This is a genomic window from Haloarcula halobia (assembly GCF_029338255.1).
Taxonomy (GTDB): Archaea; Halobacteriota; Halobacteria; order Halobacteriales; family Haloarculaceae; genus Haloarcula; species Haloarcula halobia.
Map to the genome: position 1 here is coordinate 2,033,413 of NZ_CP119787.1, position 19,490 is coordinate 2,052,902.

General features: G+C 67.4%; 19 protein-coding genes. 8 read left to right on the top strand and 11 right to left on the bottom strand.

Annotated features, from left to right (window positions below; translation table 11 throughout):
* Window positions 1–101: 101 nt before the first annotated feature.
* The 4 genes from P1K88_RS10775 to P1K88_RS10790 form a co-directional block, all read right to left on the bottom strand.
* Entirely contained in the window at window positions 102–998 is an 897-nt protein-coding gene (locus P1K88_RS10775) for a phosphoribosyltransferase HisG-related protein (RefSeq protein WP_276410180.1), read from the bottom strand.
* A 41-nt stretch (window positions 999–1,039) separates the two neighbouring features.
* Window positions 1,040–2,209 (bottom strand): hypothetical protein, encoded by a 1,170-nt coding sequence (locus P1K88_RS10780; RefSeq protein ID WP_276410181.1) that lies wholly within the window; start codon window positions 2,207–2,209, stop codon window positions 1,040–1,042.
* Window positions 2,210–2,290: 81 nt separating this feature from the next.
* On the bottom strand, window positions 2,291–3,121 hold the full coding sequence (locus P1K88_RS10785) for an MBL fold metallo-hydrolase (RefSeq protein ID WP_276410182.1): 831 nt from the start codon (window positions 3,119–3,121) through the stop codon (window positions 2,291–2,293).
* A gap of 105 nt (window positions 3,122–3,226) precedes the next feature.
* Window positions 3,227–3,625 (bottom strand): YlbF/YmcA family competence regulator, encoded by a 399-nt coding sequence (locus P1K88_RS10790; RefSeq protein ID WP_276410183.1) that lies wholly within the window; start codon window positions 3,623–3,625, stop codon window positions 3,227–3,229.
* A gap of 114 nt (window positions 3,626–3,739) precedes the next feature.
* On the opposite strand from P1K88_RS10790, the gene dph2 reads away from it, so the two are divergent.
* Window positions 3,740–4,786 (top strand): diphthamide biosynthesis enzyme Dph2, encoded by a 1,047-nt coding sequence (gene dph2 / locus P1K88_RS10795; RefSeq protein WP_276410184.1) that lies wholly within the window; start codon window positions 3,740–3,742, stop codon window positions 4,784–4,786.
* A 139-nt stretch (window positions 4,787–4,925) separates the two neighbouring features.
* A complete protein-coding gene (locus P1K88_RS10800) occupies window positions 4,926–5,552 on the top strand; it encodes an METTL5 family protein (RefSeq protein ID WP_276410185.1) in 627 nt (208 codons plus the stop codon).
* A gap of 1 nt (window position 5,553) precedes the next feature.
* On the opposite strand, the gene P1K88_RS10805 is transcribed toward P1K88_RS10800, so the two are convergent.
* Together P1K88_RS10805 and P1K88_RS10810 are read right to left on the bottom strand one after the other, a co-directional pair.
* Window positions 5,554–7,212, bottom strand: a complete 1,659-nt coding sequence (locus P1K88_RS10805; protein WP_276410186.1) for a rhomboid family intramembrane serine protease — start codon at window positions 7,210–7,212, stop codon at window positions 5,554–5,556.
* Between the two features lie 120 nt (window positions 7,213–7,332).
* Window positions 7,333–7,752: a DoxX family protein gene (locus P1K88_RS10810; RefSeq protein ID WP_276410187.1), complete on the bottom strand. Its 420-nt coding sequence runs from the start codon at window positions 7,750–7,752 to the stop codon at window positions 7,333–7,335.
* A 136-nt stretch (window positions 7,753–7,888) separates the two neighbouring features.
* Here P1K88_RS10810 and P1K88_RS10815 point away from each other — a divergent pair, with 136 nt between their 5' ends.
* Complete coding sequence (locus P1K88_RS10815; RefSeq protein ID WP_276410188.1) at window positions 7,889–8,236, top strand: winged helix-turn-helix transcriptional regulator; 348 nt, start codon at window positions 7,889–7,891, stop codon at window positions 8,234–8,236.
* A gap of 48 nt (window positions 8,237–8,284) precedes the next feature.
* Window positions 8,285–8,611 (top strand): DUF5789 family protein, encoded by a 327-nt coding sequence (locus P1K88_RS10820; RefSeq protein ID WP_276410189.1) that lies wholly within the window; start codon window positions 8,285–8,287, stop codon window positions 8,609–8,611.
* 1 nt (window position 8,612) lies between these two features.
* Here the strand turns inward: P1K88_RS10820 and aglJ are convergent, their stop codons facing one another.
* A complete protein-coding gene (gene aglJ / locus P1K88_RS10825; RefSeq protein WP_276410190.1) occupies window positions 8,613–9,614 on the bottom strand; it encodes an S-layer glycoprotein N-glycosyltransferase AglJ in 1,002 nt (333 codons plus the stop codon).
* 141 nt (window positions 9,615–9,755) lie between these two features.
* On the opposite strand from aglJ, the gene P1K88_RS10830 reads away from it, so the two are divergent.
* Window positions 9,756–10,607: a TrmB family transcriptional regulator gene (locus tag P1K88_RS10830; RefSeq protein ID WP_276410191.1), complete on the top strand. Its 852-nt coding sequence runs from the start codon at window positions 9,756–9,758 to the stop codon at window positions 10,605–10,607.
* On the opposite strand, the gene P1K88_RS10835 is transcribed toward P1K88_RS10830, so the two are convergent.
* Together P1K88_RS10835 and P1K88_RS10840 are read right to left on the bottom strand one after the other, a co-directional pair.
* Window positions 10,598–12,052 carry a sulfatase gene (locus P1K88_RS10835; protein ID WP_276410192.1) on the bottom strand — a complete coding sequence of 485 codons (1,455 nt, stop codon included), beginning with the start codon at window positions 12,050–12,052 and terminating at the stop codon, window positions 10,598–10,600. The two genes, P1K88_RS10830 and P1K88_RS10835, sit on opposite strands and share 10 nt — an antisense overlap.
* A gap of 3 nt (window positions 12,053–12,055) precedes the next feature.
* A complete protein-coding gene (locus tag P1K88_RS10840; protein WP_276410193.1) occupies window positions 12,056–13,033 on the bottom strand; it encodes an alkaline phosphatase family protein in 978 nt (325 codons plus the stop codon).
* A 42-nt stretch (window positions 13,034–13,075) separates the two neighbouring features.
* Between P1K88_RS10840 and P1K88_RS10845 the strand changes: the two genes are divergently transcribed.
* The 3 genes from P1K88_RS10845 to P1K88_RS10855 are packed head-to-tail and all read left to right on the top strand — an operon-like array spanning window position 13,076 to window position 17,353.
* Window positions 13,076–14,515, top strand: a complete 1,440-nt coding sequence (locus P1K88_RS10845; protein WP_336407539.1) for a sulfatase — start codon at window positions 13,076–13,078, stop codon at window positions 14,513–14,515.
* Window positions 14,512–15,951, top strand: a complete 1,440-nt coding sequence (locus P1K88_RS10850; protein WP_276410194.1) for a lipopolysaccharide biosynthesis protein — start codon at window positions 14,512–14,514, stop codon at window positions 15,949–15,951. Before P1K88_RS10845 ends, P1K88_RS10850 begins: the two co-directional genes overlap by 4 nt.
* 55 nt (window positions 15,952–16,006) lie before the next feature.
* On the top strand, window positions 16,007–17,353 hold the full coding sequence (locus tag P1K88_RS10855; RefSeq protein WP_276410195.1) for a sulfatase family protein: 1,347 nt from the start codon (window positions 16,007–16,009) through the stop codon (window positions 17,351–17,353).
* Here P1K88_RS10855 and P1K88_RS10860 read toward each other — a convergent pair whose 3' ends face one another.
* A complete protein-coding gene (locus tag P1K88_RS10860) occupies window positions 17,354–18,496 on the bottom strand; it encodes a glycosyltransferase family 4 protein (protein ID WP_276410196.1) in 1,143 nt (380 codons plus the stop codon).
* A gap of 4 nt (window positions 18,497–18,500) precedes the next feature.
* Window positions 18,501–19,436 (bottom strand): glucosyl-dolichyl phosphate glucuronosyltransferase, encoded by a 936-nt coding sequence (gene aglG / locus P1K88_RS10865; protein ID WP_276410197.1) that lies wholly within the window; start codon window positions 19,434–19,436, stop codon window positions 18,501–18,503.
* Window positions 19,437–19,490: the final 54 nt, after the last annotated feature.

Below are 19,490 nucleotides of genomic sequence, written 5' to 3' on the forward strand. Positions count from 1 at the left end.
TGTGGGCCGCGTCGTAGACGTGCCGGAGCGGGCACTCCAGGCCGGGGACCATGCCCGGACTAGTATCGAGATTTTGACAGTAGGGTGGCCTCGACGGCGTCTCAGACCGACTGGAGCGCCGTCGCCTCGGGTCGCTCGAACAGTCGCGCGACCCGCTCGGTGGTCGGCGTGCGCTCGTGTTCGTTCTCGAGCAGCACCGTCTCGCTCGGGAACAGGCGCTCGCCCAGCTCCAGGCCGTGGTCGCGGGCAGTCGACCCCGAGACGGTGAGGTAGACGCCCAGGCCCGCCGCCGCGATGTCGGCTTCCTCCTCGCGGCCGCCGTCCGGGTAGGTGAACGAGACGTCCTGGAGGGCCTCCGTCCCGAGGACGGCCTCGACGAGTCGCTCGTAGCGCGGCGAGATACACAGGTCGCCCGTGTACGCCGAGACGAACGCCCGGTCGAGCGACCGGTCCTGTGAGTCGACGACCTCCGGCGTCGCGAGCAGCGTGTGGTACACCGTATCGCCCAGGCCGGTGACGACGCGCACGTCGGTGTCGAGCGGGTCGATGCGGTCGTTTATCTCCGCGATGCTGGTCAGGGGGTCCGCACGCAGCTGGACGACCTCCTCCAGGACGAGGTCGGCGCTGTCGAAGCCAAGTGCGAACTCGTGGGTCCGCAGTGCCCGGAAGGGCTCCTCGCGGCCGACCAGTTGCACGTCGCCGTGATCGGTCGGGACGGTGACGCTGTCGAAGACGACGCGCCGGGGCATCCCGTCCCGGTCGTCCCGGAGCAGGGTGAACTCCGGTTCCGTCGGGTCCTCGAGCGAGGAGTAGTCGGCGAGTCGCTGGTAGACCTGCTCGTCGGCGGTCTGGCGTCCCTTGGTGACGGCCTTCTCGTACTGCAGGGTGGAGATGATGTCGTCGGCCAGCTCGGTCGTCCCGGTCCGAGTGGCGAGCCGTTCGAGCACGGCTTCGAGGGGGCGTCCCTTCCGCGGGACGGCCACTCTTGTCGTCGTCATTGTCGGGACGAGAGCGGGCGACGGTAAAACGAGTTCGGTTGCTAGTTGCCGCCGATGACCGAGGAGAGCTGCTCGCGCCACTCGTTGAGCTCTTCGATGTCTGACTCGAGACCCGAGAGCCGGTCGTCGATTTCGCCGTCACCGAGCTCGTCGCGGACCGCCTCGACGTCGGCCTCCACAGACTCCACCCAGTCCTGCAGGTCCGCCAGCGACGCCTCGACGTCGTCGACCTCGTTCGAGGCCGCTTGGGCCGTCGACTTGGCCGTCTGGATGTCGGCCTCGTAGGCGTCCAGTTCGGCCTCGTAGGCGTCCAGTTCGGCCTCGAAGGCGTCGAGGCGCTCGCTGAACTCCTCGATGAGCTCCTCGCCGGTCCCGTGTTCGTCGAGGAACTCCTCGAGTGCGTCGGTGTACGCGCGCAGGTCCGCGATGTCGGACTGGATGCGATTGATGCGGGCCGCGTCCGCTCCGCTCCCGTCCGCGTCGTCGGAGACGGCGTCGAGTGCCCGCTTGAGCATCTCGACGTCCTCCTCCGAGACCTCGTTCTGGCGAATCTCGGCGGCCATCGCGGCGACGACGCTCCCCTCCGCGACGGCGGCCTCGGGGGACTGGACCTGGGCGTCGGCGTTGTCGTCGGTCTCCTCGTCGTCGGGGTCGCTCTCGGCATCGGCGATGTCAGCCTCGGGGGCTTTGCCGCCGCTGCTCGGGTCCTTCAGGTCCAGGGTCTCGACGTCCTCGTCCTCGCTGTCCTCGTCGTCTTCCAGTCCCGGCATGCTGTCGGCCTCGCCGGAGATGACGTCCTTGATGGCGTCGTCGGTGCTGCCGACGATGTCGTCCTCGTCGCCCTCGAACGGCGGGTCGACATCCTCGATGATGGGTTCGGTGAGGAACTTCTCGATGTCGTCGGTGCCCGTCGCCCGGATGCCGTAGACCGTCGTGTACTCGGACTCGGGTTCCAGTTCCCGCTCGAAGGTGATCTGCTCGTCCGTGATGTCCCAGTACTCGCTGCCGTACTCGGGGTGAAAGCCCAGGTCCTCGACAGCGACGTCGTCCGGGACGCTGTCGACGAGTCGAAGGGTGACGGCCTCCGTCCGCTGCGATACGACGTTGAATGCGATAGCAGGCACGGGGAAATCGTCCTCCTCGAACCGCTTCGTGACGGTCACGCCGTCGGCGGAAGCGGTGACAGTCTCGTAGGCCTGTGAGTCGCTCATGTATCCTATTGCGTCAGTCAACGCTCTTAAAGATACGTGCCAGTTCTCGTGACTGGGAGCGAGAATCTAGTGTAATTTGAACTACAGGTCGACGCGGTCCCCGATCTCGACGATCTCCAGCGAACGGGGATACTCGAAGCTGTTCGCGTGGTTGTGCAGCACGGTCGGCTCTGTCGTCATCCCTTTCCACATGTCCCAGTGGGCCGGCAGGAGGGCGTCGAGCTGGAGCTCGTTGGCCGCCTCGATTATCATGTTCTCGTCGCTGTACCACCGCGTTCGCGCCGGTTCGCCGGTCTCGCTGTCGGCTATCATGCCGACGGTCCCGAACGCGAGTGCGCCGAGGTCGATATCGTAGGCCTCGCCGACCGGCCCGAACTCGCCGGGCCGGGCGTCGCCGCCGTGGAAGAAGGTCCCCGCCTCGTGCTCGAAGACGAACGACACGGGGTGTTCGGCGTCGGGGTCGTTGGCCGGTTCGACGTGTATCGTGAGGTCGCCCAGTTCGACGGTGTCGCCCTCGCTGACCTCGTGGAGCTGGTCGTCCGTGACTGCCCAGTTCTCGAGCCACCGCTCCTCGCTGACGACCTTGTGACCGCTGTCCGTGGTGTAGTAGTCGGCGTTCGTCCCGGCGAGGATGGGCGCCTGGGACGGGCCGTGGACGTGGTCCGTGTGCTCGTGTGTGCCCAGGACCGCGTCGGCCTCGATGACGTCCTCGGGGTTGAACGGCACCGGAATCATCCGGACGGTCCGCGGGGGGTCGCCGATGCCGAGATACGGGTCGACGAACACCGTCGTGCCGCCGCTGGATTTCACGGCGAAGCCGTTGCAGCCGAGGAACCAGACGGCGAGGCCGTCGGGGTCGGCGTCTTCGATAGCGCGCGGGAGCCAGTCGTCCCAGTCGGATTCGATGGGCATACCGTGGACTGCTCGTGGCTCGGGTTAAGTCGTTACGGACCACCGGCGGGGTCGTCCGCGCGTGGTCACCAGATGTGGCTCGTGGAGACCCGACGTGTCGGCCCGTCAGTCCTCACAGCAGCCGCCGGCCTTCCCGCCGAAGTCGACGGTCAGTTCCGCGGAGACGAGTTCGTTGAGTTCCTGCAGGCGCAGTTCGAGCTCGTTTTGCACCTCGAGGTACTCGCTCATCACGGGCATCTCGTGTAGGTCCTCCTGAGCCGCCTGGACCGACCGGAGGTCCTCCTGGGTGGCGCGGCCGGTCTGTCGGGCCAGCATGTACTCCTCGCGGATCTGCTCGAACTCCTGGATGGCCGCCTGGGCCTCCTCGTCGGCCTCGACGGCCGCCTTGGCCTCCTGGTAGCGCTGGTAGACCGGCAGGTCCGCGATGGCCTCGCCGAACTCGCGTGCGAGCTGGTCGACCCGGTCGCCGGCCTCTTCGGTCGCAGTGTCGGTCTCGATGCTCATCAGCGAACGATTGGGACTCGCGCTGTATGAACCTGCCGAAGCCGTGTGCGGGGCCGTCACGGCCGCCAGGACGAAGCGCGGAGGTTTTACGCACCGAGCGGGTACCCCGGATCAATGAGCCAGGAACGGACCGAGGGCGACCTCCGCAACACGGGCCTCTCGCTGAAGCACGACCGCGAGTGGGACTACGAACTCGACCGCATCGTCGACGCGGTCGTCGAGCGGGACGCCGCGACCGTCGGCCTCCAGTTCCCGGAGGGGCTGAAACGGCGTGGTCCCGCCGTCGCCGACGACCTCCGGGCGGAACTGCCCGACGACGTCCAGGTGATGATATCCGGTCAGCCGTGTTACGGCGCCTGCGACCTCGATACGTACCTGATGCGCCGGACCGACGTCTTCGTCCACTTCGGCCACTCCCCGATGAAGGAGTCCGAGAAGATCATCTACGTGCCCCTGTTCTCGAACGTCGACGTCTTCCCCATCATGGAGCAGGCCCACGAGGAGGAGCTCGCACCCCCCGAGGACGACCCCGACGTGGGTCTCGTGACGACGGCCCAGCACATGAACAAGTTCGGCGAGATGCGCGAGTGGCTCGAGGACCGGGGCTACGAGGTCCACACGCGCAAGGGCGACGACCGCCTCACCCACGAGGGCCAGGTGCTGGGCTGTAACTACGCCTCGGCGGACGTCGACGCCGGCCAGATTCTCTACGTCGGCGGGGGGAAGTTCCACCCGCTGGGCCTCGCGATGGAACACCCCGACAAGAAGGTAATCATCGCGGACCCGGTCAACAACGCACTGACCGTCGCCGACACGGAGCAGTTCATGAAACAGCGCTACGCGTCGGTCCACAAGGCGATGGACGCCGAGACCTGGGGCGTCATCTTCTGTACGAAGATCGGGCAGGGCCGCTGGGAACAGGCCCAGGAGATCGTCGAGAACAACGACGACGCCTACATCATCACGATGGACGAGGTCACCCCCGACCGCCTGACCAACTTCGGGATGGACGCCTACGTCAACACCGGCTGTCCGCGCATCACGACCGACGACGGGCCGCAGTTCAAGAAGCCGATGCTGACCCCCGGCGAGTACGAGATCGCAATCGGCGAGAAACCGCTCGAGGAACTCGAGTTCGACACGTTCCACGGCACCTGGTAGGTGCTGTCTCGCGGCTCTCTTCCCGCGCCTCGATAGACCGGTCCGTCGCCCGGACGCCAGGCGGACCGCGGGCCGCATCGGGTGGATAACTGCTGGACATTTCCAAACATTTTTGCATGAATCCAGCGTATCGCGACCGATGCCGACGAAGAGCGCCCTCGCCCAGCAACTCGCCGTCGTCGCCGGGTTCGAGAACCCACGGGCCGGTCTGGAACAGTATCGGACGCCGCCCGAGCTGGCGGCTCACCTCGTCCACACGGCCGACCTGCAGGGGGACGTCGAGGGCCGCATCGTCGTCGACCTCGGGTGTGGCACCGGGATGCTCGCGCTCGGCGCGGCGCTCCGGTCGCCCGAGACGGTCGTCGGGGTCGACATCGACCCCGCGCCGCTCGCGACCGCCCGGCAGAACGAGCGCAAGGTCGGGTCGACTACATCGGTCTCGTGGGTGCGCGGCGACGCCACGGCGGCGCCTCTGTGCCCGCCCGTCGAAGACACGACGGTGGTGATGAACCCGCCCTTCGGCGCCCAGTCGGGCAACGAACACGCCGACCGGCGGTTCCTGGAGACGGCCGCCGAGATCTCGACGGTCTCCTACTCGGTCCACAACGAGGGCAGCCGGGAGTTCGTCGAGTCCTTCGCGGCCGACAACGGCGGCAAGGTGACCCACGCCTTCGAGACGGAGTTCGAGCTCCCCCGCCAGTTCGACTTCCACGACGAGGAGGCACGTGTCATCACCGCCGAGGTCTTCCGCGTCGCCTGGCAGTGAGTCACCGCTCGCGCTGGTCGGTCTGGTAGCGCGCTATCTGGACGCGGGTGTCGTTGCGCCCCACGTAGAGTCGCGTCCGGTTCCGTTCGAAGGTCAGCCCACCAACGTCCGCCGTGGTCATGTTGGCGGGGACGCGGCCGACGCCGAGCGTCTGGTTCCCCCGCCACACCTCGAGGACGAACCCATCCTCGGCTGCCCGAACGGTGACGTTCCGGCCGGCGACGGTCGTCGGCGGCGTCGAGGGCGGCGACGCGAACACCGGTTTCGGCTCGCCGCCCGCCCGACGGAGGGTGACCCGATAGACGGTGTCGTTGCCGAACACGACCCACCCGGCCCGGTTGGCGACGACGCGTTCGCGCCACCCGACCCCGCCCACGACGACCGTCGCTCGTCCGTTCAGCGCGAGCTGTCCCTTCTGGACGACCGGGAGCCACGTCTCGCGGGCGTCGCTCGCGACGATGACGCCGCTCTCGTTGACGGCGGTTCGGTCCGTCTCGACCGGCGTCCAGATGCCGGCCGCGTACTCGTTTCGGACGTTCTCGTCGTAGGTGACGACGTAATCGCGGACCGTCACGCCGTCGTCCGGGACCTCCTCGGGCCCGATGGTGACGACGCTCGCGGGGACAGCCGCGAACGCGAGGGCGCCGATGACGACCAGCAGCACGAGCGTCGCCAGCGACGCGCTCGGCCGCTCGAACCCGACCTCGAGCGGTTGCTCCACGTCGGCCACGGCCAGCGCCACGACGAGCGCGAGCAGGAACACTCCCGCGGTCCCGACCCATCGGAACAGCGTGAACCGGGCCCCGCCGAGTGGCACGTAGATGGCCCACAGTCCCTGGAAGACGGCGAAGACGAGGGCCGCAAAGAAGACGCGGGGCACGTTGGGCTGGGACTCGCGCCGTCGGAGCATCCAGGCGGCAAGCACGACGCCGGCCAGCATCCCGATGGCGTGACCCTGGATGGCGACGTCGGCCCACCACGGGGTCACGAACTGCTGGCGCGCTCGCGCTGTGAACTCAGGGAACCGGAGCGCACGCACGAACAGGTCGACGATGCGACCGGCCAGCAGGGCTCCCAGGAAGAGGACCGGCCGGGTCACGAGTGCAAAGCCGGCCAGCGCGAAGACGACGCCGGAGAACCCGACCACGGGGCCGATGGCAAACAGTGCGGTGAAGAGGCCGACGACGAACGCCGCCAGCGGGATTGCGAGCACCCTGGCGAAGGGGTTCGTCCGGATCGAGGAGAACGTCTGGACCCCCCGCCGTCGCGGGTAGTGACCCCAGGCGTACTCGACGACAGAGCCGTAGACGAGGGTCCCGAGCAGGTTGCCCGTGATGTGGCTCTGCCCGCTGTGGGTGAACGCGCTCGTGAGGATGCCCAGCGGGTAGAAGTACGACCACGTCCGGAACGGCGTCACGAGCGGGCGCGCGTGCCACCACGTCCCCTGCAGGAACAGGTAGACGGCCACGAGGGCCCCCATCGTCAGGAGCGTCCCCCACGGCACGCCCAGGAGGAGACGCGTCCGGGCTGTCTCGGGCACCCGCACGCCGGTCACCCGTCGCAACCCGAGGCCGGTCGCGAGGACGACCAGGACTACGGCGGCCCCACGCAGTGGGAGGCCGGTCAACACGCTCGGCAACTCGGGCGTCGCCTGTATCATTGGTTTCCCTCTGGACGGCGAGGATTTATCACTGACGCCGTGTCTGTGGCCATCTTCGGCCGCCCGCAAGCGAATCGATCGCGCCGCCGGAGGCCCACACCGGGACCGGCACAGCCCCCTTCAGAACAGGCCGACGCCGAGGCTGTAGGGCCAGTTCGTCCCCGCCAGGGCCAGCAGCGTGAACGCGCCGCCGGCCATCGCGACGTTCTTCAGGAACTGCGTCATCTCGTCTTGCTGCTGGTCCTCCGGGACGGCCCAGAAGTCGTGCATCGTCAGGGCCGACCCGAGGAGGAACGTCGCGAGTGCGCCGGCCGCGAGGACCGGATAGGCACCCAGGATGAGCAACACGCCGCTGGACGCCAGCAGCCCACCGCTGAGGTACACCGACAGCGCGGGCGCGGGGAGCCCTTTCATCTCTGCGTACGGGATCATCTGGTCGCCGTTCAGGAAGTGGTTCAGGCCCATGAACGCCAGGATGCCGCCAAACAGGATCCGTCCGAGGAGGAACACCTCGGCCGAACCGGCAGTCTCGAAGGCCATCAGGTCCGCACCTCCGTCGCCGCTGTGGTCGTCGTTCGGTTCCGGTACCAGTCGACAAGTGGTTTCGTCACGTTACGTGGTTCGAATCCGAACCTATATATCGATTCCCGGACATAGCCGATACCAGGTAGCATCGATGTCATCTGACGTATTCACAGACGCTGTCGAGGAAGAGACCGGGCCGTGTGCCGTCGTCGAGTCGATCGACCAGATCGGGTCGCGCTGGCGCCTGGTCGTGCTCCACGAACTCCAGGACGGGGAACGACGCTTCAACGAACTCAAGCGGGCGACCGACGCGAGCTCGCGGACGCTCTCGCGCGTGCTCGACGACCTCCAGGAGACCGACTTCGTCGAACGCCGCCTGGAGGAAGACGCACCCGTCGCGACGTACTACCGACTCACCTCCAAGGGGCGGTCGCTCTGTCCGGTCTTCGAGGAGATCGAGGCGTGGGCCGACGAGTGGCTCGCGACCGAGGCCGAGTGAGGAACGCGAACACAGGATTTTCGACCCCCCGGGCCGAACCAACACCCAATGGGAGTCCGGCCACCAAGCGACGACAGCGACGAACCAGACGTCATCGAGTTCGGGATCGCAGCACTGGACGGCAAACTGCCCAGCGACGACCTGGAGTTCCCAGCCACTGCCGGTGAGATTCGCGCTCACGCAGGCACGATCGAGGTACCCTACGACCCGGCCGGACACACGATGACGGTCGGCGAGGCCCTCGACGAGAGTCCAGAGCAGCGCTTCGAGACCGAACAGGACCTGCTGAACGCGCTCCACCCTGTTTTCGAACGGAAACGGCTGTCGGGCGGGACCAGCCTACTCGCACAGTTGCGCTCGCTCGTCCCCTTCTGAGTCAGTCTTTCGACTCGCTTGTGGTCACCGTCGGCTCCGTCTCGACGCTCCCCGACCGCTGGTCGCTCCCGTCCTCCTCGGTCAGCTTCCGGGCGATGTCTTCGAGCTGGCGCGTCTGTTCGCGATTCACCGCGACGATCATATCCGAGAGGACGCCGAACATCAGCAACTGGAGGCCGAGCAGGATGGCGACGCCGCCGACCAACGCGATGACCTCGTGGGAGGTGCTGTTGACGAACCAGTCGTAGGCGACGTAGGCCGCGAGCACGGCCCCCAGCAGAATCGAGCTCAGGCCGACGCTCCCGAAGTAAAAGAGCGGGTTGTTCGTCTTCGCCATCTGGTAGAGCGTGAGGATGATGGTCGCGCCGTCGCGCAGCGGGTGCAGGTTCGTGTCGGACTCCTCGGGCCGGGGTTCGTACGTTATCGGCACGACCGCTGTCCGGACGTTGTGCTTGACACACTCGACGGCCATCTCCGTCTCGATGCCGAAGCCGTCGGCGGACAGCGACAGCCGCTCGAAGGACTCGCGGGTGAACGCGCGGTAGCCCGAGAGGATGTCCCCCATGTCGCGGCCGTGGATGACCGCGAACGCCCGGTTGATGAATCGATTTCCGACCATGTTGAGCCGCGTCATCGCCCCCGGGAGCATGTTCGCGAACCGGTCGCCGATGACGTGCTCGGCGTCGCCATAGAGGAGCGGTTCGAGCATCCGGTCGGCCTCTTCGCTCCGGTAGGTCGCGTCGCCGTCGGCCATCAGCACGTACGGTTCGTCGATCCACCGGCGGACCGCCTCGCGGACCGCCTGGCCCTTGCCGCTACCGGACTGCTCGACGACGCGGGCCCCGGCCGCCGCCGCGATGTCCCGGGTGTCGTCGCTCGACCCGCCGTCGACGACGAGGACGTTGTCGAATCCGGCCTCGCGAAAGCCCGTGACGACAGACCCGATGGTCTCTGCCTCGTTGTAGGTCGGCAGCAACACGCAGACGTCGTCACGGTCGGCCATCGTCCGAATGTCTGCCACGCGCACTCAAATAAATCACGGGTCTGCGCTGTCGCCACGGGCCTGCCCTGACGGCGGTGGCCCCGTCCTGCTGGACGCATGGCGAGTCGCGCCTTTTACTATCGTGGCCCCGCTGGCTCCGGTATGGCCGACCCGTCGGACGTGTTCGAGCGCCTGGGGCTGACCGAGTACGAGACGACTGCCCTGGAGAAACTGCTCTCGCTCGGTCGCACCACCGCGCCGAACCTCGCGTCGGCCACCGGTATCCCGAAGGCCCGCATCTACGGCGTTCTCGACTCGCTGGCCGACCGGGGGTTCATCAAGGTCGTCCCCGGCCGTCCCAAGGAATATCAGCCCAAGTCCCCCGAGGCCATCCTCGACCGCGCGGTCGAGAACCGCCGGCAGTCCTTCGAGGGATTCGCCCGGGACATCGACAGCCACCGGGAGGCGTTCCTCGCGGAGTATCGCCCCCGGTACGAGCGGGCCAGCGAGGACATCTCGCCGACTGCGGAGCTGTTCCACGTCGTCGACGTCGGCGACCCCAGCGAGCGCGAGACGCGACGGCTCTACCGCGCCGCCGACGAGACGCTGCGCATCATCACGAACAGTTTCGCGTACCTCGACAGTGTCGCCGGCGCACTCCGGGACGCGGTCGACGCGGACGTCGACGTCGCGGTGCTGTTCCTCGACCCCGACTGGTTGCCAGCCGAGAAGGCCGCCGTCCAGGCCGAGGTGGTCGACCGACTCGAACAGGAGTATCCGGCCGCCGACGTTCGCTTCAGCGAGCAGCGCCTCCCCTGGCGTGGCACCGTCGCCGACCCGAGCATGGACTACGACGGCGGCGAGGCCATCCTGCTCGTCGAGGAACCCGACGTCCCGAACCACATGCGACAGGCGGCACTGACCGACAACGGCTCGTTCGTGGCCGGGATGCAACGGTACTTCGACCTGGTCTGGGAGTACGAGAGCCGAGAGCCGGCGGACGTCTACACGTAGCCCAGGTCCGCAAGCCGGTCGTACGTCGCGCTATCCAGTTCGTCGAAGTCCTCGCCGTCTTCGCGGACGCCGAGTTGCTCGACGTCGGCGAACGCCGCCTCGACGCGCGCCAGGCCCTCGTCCGACGTCCGGTAACTCGTCTGTGCGTCCCGTACGTCCACGGTCACGGCCCCCCCGTCCTTGGCACAGTACTTGTGAACGACGTCGCCGTCGCGCTCGTAGACCGCCCGAGACGTCCCGAGCCACGGCGAGAGGTCGTCGACGTACTTCCCGGCCCGCTCCTGCAGCGGTTCGTCGAGTCCGACCGCCGTCGTGATGACCGGGTCGTCTGAGCGGAACGCACCGGGGGTCCTCTCACCGTCCCGGGCCCCCGCGACGACGTCCGGGAACGCGGTGAGTGAGACGGGCTCGTCGAACCGCGCTGGGTCCGTCTGTCCGGGCTGGCGGACCACGAGCGGGACGTGGAACAGTACCTCGTGGATCGCGACACCGTGTTCGGCGACGCGGACGCCCGGGCGGAGACGACTCGGTTCGCCGAAGCCCTCGCCGTGGTCGCTCGTGATCACGAGCAGCGTGTCGTCGAGATCCCCTCGGTCCCGAAGCGCGCCGACGAGTCGTTCCAGTTCGGCGTCGAGCTGTCGTATCGCCCCGTCGTAGAGCGACTCGACGGCCCGCTTTTGCCACCAGGGCCGGTCGCCAGCGTTGAACGACCACTTCTGGTCCTCGAATGCGGACTGCAGACTCCGGGCCTTCGCCCCGCCCCACTCGTCGTACTCGCGTGCGGGTTCGTAGGGGATGTGTGCGTCCATCAGGTTGACACACGCCGCCCACGGCCCCTCCCGTCGCTCGCTCCAGTCGAGGAACGCGTCGACGTAGACGTCGGCCGGCGTCGACGACCGGACGCCGTCCGGGAGGAAGCGCTTGTAGTCCGACTGGACCTTCGTCGCGACGCCGTTGGCCAGCGACTGCAACGGCTGGTCGCTCCCGAGTGCCGCTTTGACGAAGGCGCCGTACTGGCCCTGCCCCTCGTTCGAGACGAACTCGTGGGGGTTCATCCCCGCCGGGAACGGGACGTTCCGCGCGCCGACGACGGTGTCGAACCCGTCTTTGAGACCGACGTCGACCGCCGTCAGCCAGTCGTTCTCCGTGAAGACGCCCGTCTCGTAGCCGGCATCCCGGAGCGTCGAGAAGACAGAAACCGACGGGTCGAGCCGGTGGCCCGCGGAGACGATGCCGTGTTCCTCGACGTGGAGCCCCGAGAAGAGGCTCGCGTGGCTCGTCACGCTCCTGGCGCCGGGCGCACGTGCCTGTTCGTAGACCGTCGCGTCGGCATCGGCGAACGACTCGAGGAACGGGGTCGTCTCGTTCGCGTGCCCGTAGAGGCTGCAATTCCGCGCGCGAGCGCTGTCGAGGACGACCAGGAGGACGTTCGGGTCACCAGGCATCGGTCACATGTACCCCAGGTCTTCGAGTTGTTCCCTGACCGCGTCCGCGTCGCCGGGACCGGTCGTTTCGACGGTGCGCTCCGGGGGGGTGTGGTCCGCCCGCGCGAGTGCCGTCTCGATCGCGCCCTTGACGTCGAGAACGCTCTCGACGTCGTCGACGACGCTCGGTTCGGTACTGGCGACCATCGCCTCGTGGGTGTGGACGCCGTCCTGCAGGCCGTGGTCGCTCACGAGCAGCAGTTCGTCCGTCTCGCCCAGATCCTCGCGCACCTCTCTCACGAAGTCGTCGAGTTCGTCGTACGCCTCGCGCTGGAGCCCAGGGGCCTCGTACGCGACGTGACCGACGAGGTCGAGGCCGCTCGTGTACGCGAAGACGAGCTCGGACGCGCCGCCACGGAGCGCCCGCCGGGCCCGGGCGATGCGTATCATCACCATCTCGAGGCACTGCTCGTAGAACGCCACGGGGTCCGCCGACCGGTGGCCGCCGACGGCGTCCGGGTCCCGCTGGAACAGGTCGCCCATGTTCTGGCGCAACTGGTTCTCGCGGTCGGTCTCGTCGGGGTCGACGACGTAGTTCGGGATGCCGATGGCGGTCCCGTCCGTCGTATCGAACACCGTCTCGATGCCGCGTTCGGCGTAGTACGTCGCCGGCGTCCGGAACGCGTCGGCGGCGGTGTTCGTGAGGATCCAGGCGCCGATGCGGGTCTGGATCGCGTCGGGCAGCAGGTAGTCTGCGACCCGGCTCCCGGCGTCGAGCAACGGGTTCTCCCAGGCGACGCCGTCGTCGTCGAGCGTCAGTCCGTGCTCCCGGGGTTCCAGCCCCGTGATGATCGTCGGCCAGAGCTCGTGCGTGCTCGGTTCCCCTTCGACGCTGTCTATCGTCGCTATCGAGTCGTGGGCGTCCAGCACGAGGTTCGGGTGTCGCTGCCCGTCGACGAGTTCCGGGTCGAGGGCGTCGATTCCCAGGACGACGAGGACCATCGTTGTCACGGAGGAGACTCGGCGGCCGCTAATCTCTTTCGGATGGCAACCGGAACACAGAAACTCCTCCCCCGGAAACGGACCACTCACGTAGCGATGGCGCGCCCCAACATCGTCTGGATCACGCTGGACAGCGTCAGGGCGGATCACACCACCCTCGACGGATACGACCGCGAGACGACGCCGGACCTAGAGCGTATCGGGCGCGAGGGACACGCGTTCCGGAACTGCTTTGCACACAGTCTCTCGACGCTGCCATCGACCGGGGCGATGATGAGCGGGTATCCCCCGTCACGGAACACCGTCGGCGTCGACGGCAACCAGCTGCCCGACTCCATCAGCACGATGCCGGAGCGATTCGCCGACGCCGGCTACACGACGGCGTGTCTCTCCCGCAACTCGTATCTCAGTTCGGCGACCGGCCTCGACAGGGGATTCGATCGCTTCCAGTGGCTCTCCTCGTCGACACTCCACGAGGCTGGTCTCAGGCCGCTCCTCTCCTATGCGTTGAACCTCAGGACACATTCCGCGGGGCTGTCGACTGATACGGCCAAGCACTCGTCGGCGTACCTGATGAACGAAGTGGCGAAAGACTGGCTGTCTGACTTCCGGCGCGCGGACGACCCGTTCTTCTTCTACCTGCACTACAACGAACCGCACCGCCCGTACTACCCGCCCCGGAAGTACCTCGACCGGTTCACCGACGACATCGCGATGTCGGGGACGGAGGCCGCCGAATTCGCGCTCGACGTCCACTACAATCTGGAGGACGTCGTCGCGAACGGCTGTGGGCTGACCGACGACGAGTGGGCTGCACTGAAGGCGATGTACGACGCGGAGATAGCCTACACCGACGAGATGGTGGGCCGCCTGTTCGACCATATCCAGTCGAACGCCGATCGGGACACCGTCGTGGTCATCACCGCCGACCACGGCGAGCTGTTCGGCGAGTACGGCCTCCTGTCGCACAGTTACGTCCTCCACGACGCAGTCACGCGCGTCCCACTGGTCGTCCACGGGCTCGAGGACGACCTGGCCGTCGACGGGGACGAAACGGTCCAGCACCTCGACGTGTTCCGGACCTTGTTGAACGTCGTCGGTGGGGACCCGGGGGACACTATCGGCGTCGACCTGCGGGAGGAGACGCGGGACTTCGCCGTCTCGCAACGTGGCCCGACGGATTTCGACGAACTACTCGCACACAATTCCTCGTTCGATACGTCGCGCTTTCACACCGAGACGCTGACTGCACTCCGGACGCCGGAGTTCAAGTACCAGCGGAGCGCGGACAGATCGGAACTGTTCGCGCTCCCGGACGAGGACGAGGACGTCTCGGCCGACTACCCCGACGAACGTACGGCGCTCGACGAGGAACTGGGCGACTGGTTGGAACAGTACGGACAGCCGGTCGGGGACGCCGAGGAGGACGAGTTCTCCGACGCGGTGACCCGTCAGCTTCGCGACCTCGGCTACATGGAATGAGACTCGGGAAGACCGCCGCCTCTCACTTCGCTTCGCAGGTCGTCGTCACGCTGTCGGGGTTCGTCGCGACGTGGCTCATCGCGTTCGTCCTCGGGGCCGAAGGGCTCGGTCGGTACTCGGTGGTGGTCTCGCTTGGCTTCTTCTGGCTGGTCATCCCGTCGAACGCGGTCAGTATGGCGATCAAAAAGCGGATGAGCGAGCAGGAGTCGCCGGCGGCGTTCTTCGGGGGCGGCGTCCTGCTGAACATCGCGTTGGCCGCCGTGCTGGCCACGCTCGTGCTCGCAGCCGGTGAGCTGCTGGGCGGCATCGTCTCGCGGAATCGCGAACTGATGATCGTCCTCATCGAGTACGACGTGGAGATAGCGGTGTTACTCTCCGCGGCGATCGCCCACCAGACGGCGCAGGCGGTCCTCCAGGGACAGAAGCGCGTTGCCACGACGGGGTGGTTGAAAGCCGGCGAGCGAATCGGCCGGACCGCGTTCCAGGTCGGTGCGCTGGTCCTCGGACTGGGCGTCGCGGGCATCTCGTTCGGTCACGCCGCGTCCCTCGCACTCGTCGCCGTGGCCGGTTTCCTCTTCAGCAAGTATCGGCCCTCGATTCCCTCACTCGCCCAGGTAAAGAGCCTCCTGCGATACGCACAGTTCGCCTGGGCCGGGGCGCTGCGGGGTCGCGTGTTCGGGTGGCTCGACACCATCGTCCTCTCGTTTTTCGTCAGCGCGTCGTTCATCGGTATCTACGAGGCTGCGTGGGGTATCGCGTCGATGCTGGCCATCGCGAGCGGGTCTATCAGCCAGACGCTCTTCCCGGAGGTGAGCGAGCTCAGCACCGACAGCGGGTTCGACCGCATCCGCCACTACCTGGACGAGGCCCTGGCGTTCGGTGCCATCTTCGTCATCCCGGGGCTGTTCGGGACGCTCGTCCTCGGCGAGCGAGTCCTGCGGTTCTACCGACCCGAGTTCGGGCAGGGGACACAGATACTGCTCGTCCTCATCCTCGCGTACCTGGCCGACGTCTTCGCGTCGCAGTTCACGAACGTCCTCAACGGCATCGACCGCCCCGACGCGGCGTTCCGCGTCAACGGCCTCTTCATCGTGGTCAACATGGTGCTGAACGTCGTCCTCGTCTGGCAGATTGGCTGGTTCGGCGCGGCACTCGCGACGGCGTCGTCCTCCCTGCTCCGGGCCGTCGCCGGCTACTGGGTCCTCGAGCGGATTCTCGGTGGCGTCAGCATCCCGTACGGCGAACTCCTCCGGCAGGTCGTCGCGGCACTGGTGATGGCCGGCGCAGTCTTCCCGGTCGTCGGCCTGGCGCCGAGCGGCCGCGTGGGGACCGTCCTGCTCGCCGGGTTCGGCGGCGTCGTCTACTTCGCCGTGCTGCTGGGGATCGCCCCGCGGATTCGCTCGAAAGCGTTCTCGCTCGTTCCCGAGGCCGCCTGAGCGCTCCTGGTCGCTATGGGAATTCTTAATTGCGAGAGTGCTGGACACTCCAGACATGGAGAAGGTCCTCCTCGTCACTATCGACTCTCTGCGGGCCGACCACGTGGGGTACCACGGCTACGACCGGGACGTGACGCCCAATATCGACGAGCACGCGGCACGCGGCAGCCGGTTCACGAACGCCCACTCGCACGTCGGTGGCACCCGGTTCTCGTTTCCCGGCATCCTGACGGGCGTGACGCCGATGATGTACGGCGGTCACGAGCGCATCTCGGCGGACCAGACGCTCGTCTCCGAGGTGTTCCACGAGGCCGGCTACCGTACCGGGGGCTTCCACTCGAACCTCTACGTGTCCGGACAGTTCGGCTACGACAGGGGCTGGGACGAGTTCTTCGACTCGGCGCCCGACGAGTCGGCGACCTCGAAGTTCCGCAAGTGGGCGAAGACGAACCTCGACGGGGTCGTGCTCGACGTTCTGAAGAAGGGCTACGACTTCCTCGAGTCCTCACAGGGGATGAACGTCGGGTCGTACCACGTCCCCGCCGACGAGATGACCGACCGGGCCATCGAGTTCGTCGAGGACACGGGCGACGACCCGACGTTCGCCTGGGTCCACTACATGGACGTCCACCACCCGTTCCTCCCGCCCGAGGAGTACCAGCGCGAGTTCCTCGACGAACCGGTCTCTCACGAGGAGTCCATCCGGCTTCGCCGGAAGTTCATCGAGAACCCCGACGACGTCACCGACGAGGAACACCAGACGTTCATCGACCTCTACGACGCCGAGATCAAGTTCAACGACGCCGAGATCGGCCGCCTGCTCGACGCCGTGGAAGCCGAGTGGGGCGACGACCACCTGCTGGCGCTGACCGCGGACCACGGCGACCACTTCCTCGAACACGGGTACTTCGGCGGCGCCCGCCTCCTGGAGGTCAAGAACCACGTCCCGCTGTTCGTGAGCGGGTGGGACGACCAGGGGGAGTACGACGAGCTCGTCGGCCTGACGGACCTGCCGTCGACGCTTGTCGACAGCGCCGGCCTCGAGATTCCGGACAACTGGTTCGGCTACAGTCTCCGGGACCTGGTGTTCGACGGCGAATGGGCGCGTACCGACGTCATCGGGGGCTACCGTGACGAGGACGGCGAACACATCCGCGTCAGGGATCCCGAGTGGAATCTCGTGGTTCACGAGGACGAACCCGACGCTCTCTACCACCTCACCGAGGACCCGGGCGAACACGAGAACGTCATCGACGAGTACCCCGAGGAGGGACGGCGACTCCGGAAACGGCTCGACGCTCACAGACAGCTCGTGGAGTCGACGGTGGCCGAGGACGTCGAGCGTCCCGACATGAGCGAGGACGTCAAGGAACGGCTCCGCCGGCTGGGCTACAAGGAGTAGTCAGGCGACAACGGCGAGGATCTCGCGATACCGCCCGCAGGCCGCCTCGAAGCTGTACTCCGATTCTATCAGTTCACGCCCGTTCGCACTCACTTCCGAGAGGTCGTCCCGTCCGAATATCGCCTTGATGCCCGCACACAGCGCGGCCGGGTCGCGGCTGTCTATGTGGAACCCCGTCTCCCCGTCTCGGACCACGTCCGGGACCCCCGAGACCGGCGACGCGTACACGGGCGTCCCACAGGCCAGCGCCTCGAGAATCGTCGTCGGCAAGCCCTCGGTGGGCTGGGAGGGGAGCACGAGCAGGGACAGTCGGTTCAGTTCCGCGGGGACGTCGTCGTGGTCGACCCAGCCGGCCAGTTGAACCTGCCCGGACTCGATTTCTGTCGCGAGCTCGCCCTCGAGCCACTCGCGGAGGTCGCCGTCGCCGATGAAGCGGAAGGTGACGTCCGCCGGGAGGTCGCGGGCCACCTCGGCGAGCTCCCGGATTCCCTTTTCCTCGTCGAGTCGCCCGAGGAACCCCACGACCTGCTCGCGGTCGTCGTAGGGCGTGGCCACGTCGAAGGCGTCGGTCCGGACGTATCGGGCGCCCTGCGGGTACACGTCGGGGGCTTCCGGATGCAGTCCGAGCTGGCGGGCCATCGCCGGCGTGTAGGTCACGACGCCGTGCGCAGCGGCGAAGCCGGCCCGTTCGAGTGTGCGGACCAGGCCAGCGAGGCCCCGGGCGACCGGGTCTGGCAGTCGCTGCTCCCAGTTGAGTCGCAACGTGAGCGGCACGTCGCCCCGGGGTTCGACCAGGACGGTCTTGCCGAGGAGTCGCGCGGCGAGTATCGGGAGGAGATACGACGTCGCGCCGTAGAACAGGACGACGTCCTCGTCGCGGCTCGCGAGCACACGACACATCCGGAGCTGGTTCAGGACGAACCTGGCGGCGGCCACGGGGACCGAGTCGCCGGCGCCCTTCTGGGTCAGTTCGATCAGCTCGTGTCGGTCACGAATCTCGGAGTCGGCCGGCAGGTCCGCGGTGACGAGCGAGACGACGGTAATCGCCGACAGGATGTCGAGCAGGCTCCGGGTCGCGTTCTCGCCCGCGGCCGCGAGCGGGTGGGTGACCACACAGACGTCGGGGAGAGTGGTGTCGGGCATCGGGTTACCCCCACACGTACATGCCATAGAGGTAGCCGACGCCCACCGCACCGGTCAACACGACGAGGAAGACCAGCTGGAGGACCGCCGCGACGGACGGCGAGCGAACGAGGCCGCCGAGACGGGCCGGGACGTACGAGAACAGCAGGTCGCCGAGGAAGGCAGACTCCTCGCCGGTCGACTCGGGGACGAACACCTCCATCCCGCGTTTCGAGTAGCCCTGCCAGAACGCCCGGTCGACGAGCCACCCCGGGTCGGTCCGGTACTGGAACACCTTGTGGGCCACCAGCGCGTCCGGGGTGTAGTAGACGCCCGCGTCGTACTCGCTTCGGAGCCGTGCACAGAGTTCGGTCTCGCCGCCCTGCAGGTTCTTCTCGCCCGTCCGCCCGCCGATGTCGTCGTCGAACCCGCCCAGGTCTAAGAACACCTCGCGGTCGAAAGAGATGTTCGAACCGAACGTGTTGCGGACCTCGCCGGGTTCGTCCGGGTCGCCGTCGGGGCCGAACCCGCGATGGGTGACCCCGACGAGCCAGTAGAACTCCTCGGGGAGGAAGGCCGGCTTGCCCGCAACCCACGCCGGGGTCATGCGGCCACCGACGGCCAGTACGTCTTCGCGGTCGTACGCACGCACGAGTGCTTCCACCCAGTGCTCGTCGGCGATTGCGTCGTCGTCGATGAACGCGACGACGTCGCCCGTCGCCACGGCCGCGCCGTTGTTCCGACTCTCGAGCAGGCCGACGTTCTCGTCGTTGCAGTGGGTCAGGACGTCCTCGCGGTCGCCGAAGTCCGCCTCGTAGCGCTCGTAGACGGCCTCGTCGCCGTCCGAGACCAGCACCAGCTCGACGTCGCCGTAGGTCTGGTCGAGGACGCTCTCGGCCGCCGCGCGACAATCGTCGTACCGGTCCAACGTGTGCGTACAGAGGACGACCGAGACGCGCATGTCGGGCATTGGACGACCGGCGCTGTTAGTCGTTTCTATCCGCCATGTGGTCCG

Coding starts and splice junctions, on each gene's coding strand:
- P1K88_RS10775 (WP_276410180.1), bottom strand. CDS start 998: ATGACGACGACAAGAGTGGCCGTCCCGCGGAAGGGACGCCCCCTCGAA.
- P1K88_RS10780 (WP_276410181.1), bottom strand. CDS start 2,209: ATGAGCGACTCACAGGCCTACGAGACTGTCACCGCTTCCGCCGACGGC.
- P1K88_RS10785 (WP_276410182.1), bottom strand. CDS start 3,121: ATGCCCATCGAATCCGACTGGGACGACTGGCTCCCGCGCGCTATCGAA.
- P1K88_RS10790 (WP_276410183.1), bottom strand. CDS start 3,625: ATGAGCATCGAGACCGACACTGCGACCGAAGAGGCCGGCGACCGGGTC.
- dph2 (WP_276410184.1), top strand. CDS start 3,740: ATGAGCCAGGAACGGACCGAGGGCGACCTCCGCAACACGGGCCTCTCG.
- P1K88_RS10800 (WP_276410185.1), top strand. CDS start 4,926: ATGCCGACGAAGAGCGCCCTCGCCCAGCAACTCGCCGTCGTCGCCGGG.
- P1K88_RS10805 (WP_276410186.1), bottom strand. CDS start 7,212: ATGATACAGGCGACGCCCGAGTTGCCGAGCGTGTTGACCGGCCTCCCA.
- P1K88_RS10810 (WP_276410187.1), bottom strand. CDS start 7,752: ATGGCCTTCGAGACTGCCGGTTCGGCCGAGGTGTTCCTCCTCGGACGG.
- P1K88_RS10815 (WP_276410188.1), top strand. CDS start 7,889: ATGTCATCTGACGTATTCACAGACGCTGTCGAGGAAGAGACCGGGCCG.
- P1K88_RS10820 (WP_276410189.1), top strand. CDS start 8,285: ATGGGAGTCCGGCCACCAAGCGACGACAGCGACGAACCAGACGTCATC.
- aglJ (WP_276410190.1), bottom strand. CDS start 9,614: ATGGCCGACCGTGACGACGTCTGCGTGTTGCTGCCGACCTACAACGAG.
- P1K88_RS10830 (WP_276410191.1), top strand. CDS start 9,756: ATGGCCGACCCGTCGGACGTGTTCGAGCGCCTGGGGCTGACCGAGTAC.
- P1K88_RS10835 (WP_276410192.1), bottom strand. CDS start 12,052: ATGCCTGGTGACCCGAACGTCCTCCTGGTCGTCCTCGACAGCGCTCGC.
- P1K88_RS10840 (WP_276410193.1), bottom strand. CDS start 13,033: ATGGTCCTCGTCGTCCTGGGAATCGACGCCCTCGACCCGGAACTCGTC.
- P1K88_RS10845 (WP_336407539.1), top strand. CDS start 13,076: ATGGCAACCGGAACACAGAAACTCCTCCCCCGGAAACGGACCACTCAC.
- P1K88_RS10850 (WP_276410194.1), top strand. CDS start 14,512: ATGAGACTCGGGAAGACCGCCGCCTCTCACTTCGCTTCGCAGGTCGTC.
- P1K88_RS10855 (WP_276410195.1), top strand. CDS start 16,007: ATGGAGAAGGTCCTCCTCGTCACTATCGACTCTCTGCGGGCCGACCAC.
- P1K88_RS10860 (WP_276410196.1), bottom strand. CDS start 18,496: ATGCCCGACACCACTCTCCCCGACGTCTGTGTGGTCACCCACCCGCTC.
- aglG (WP_276410197.1), bottom strand. CDS start 19,436: ATGCGCGTCTCGGTCGTCCTCTGTACGCACACGTTGGACCGGTACGAC.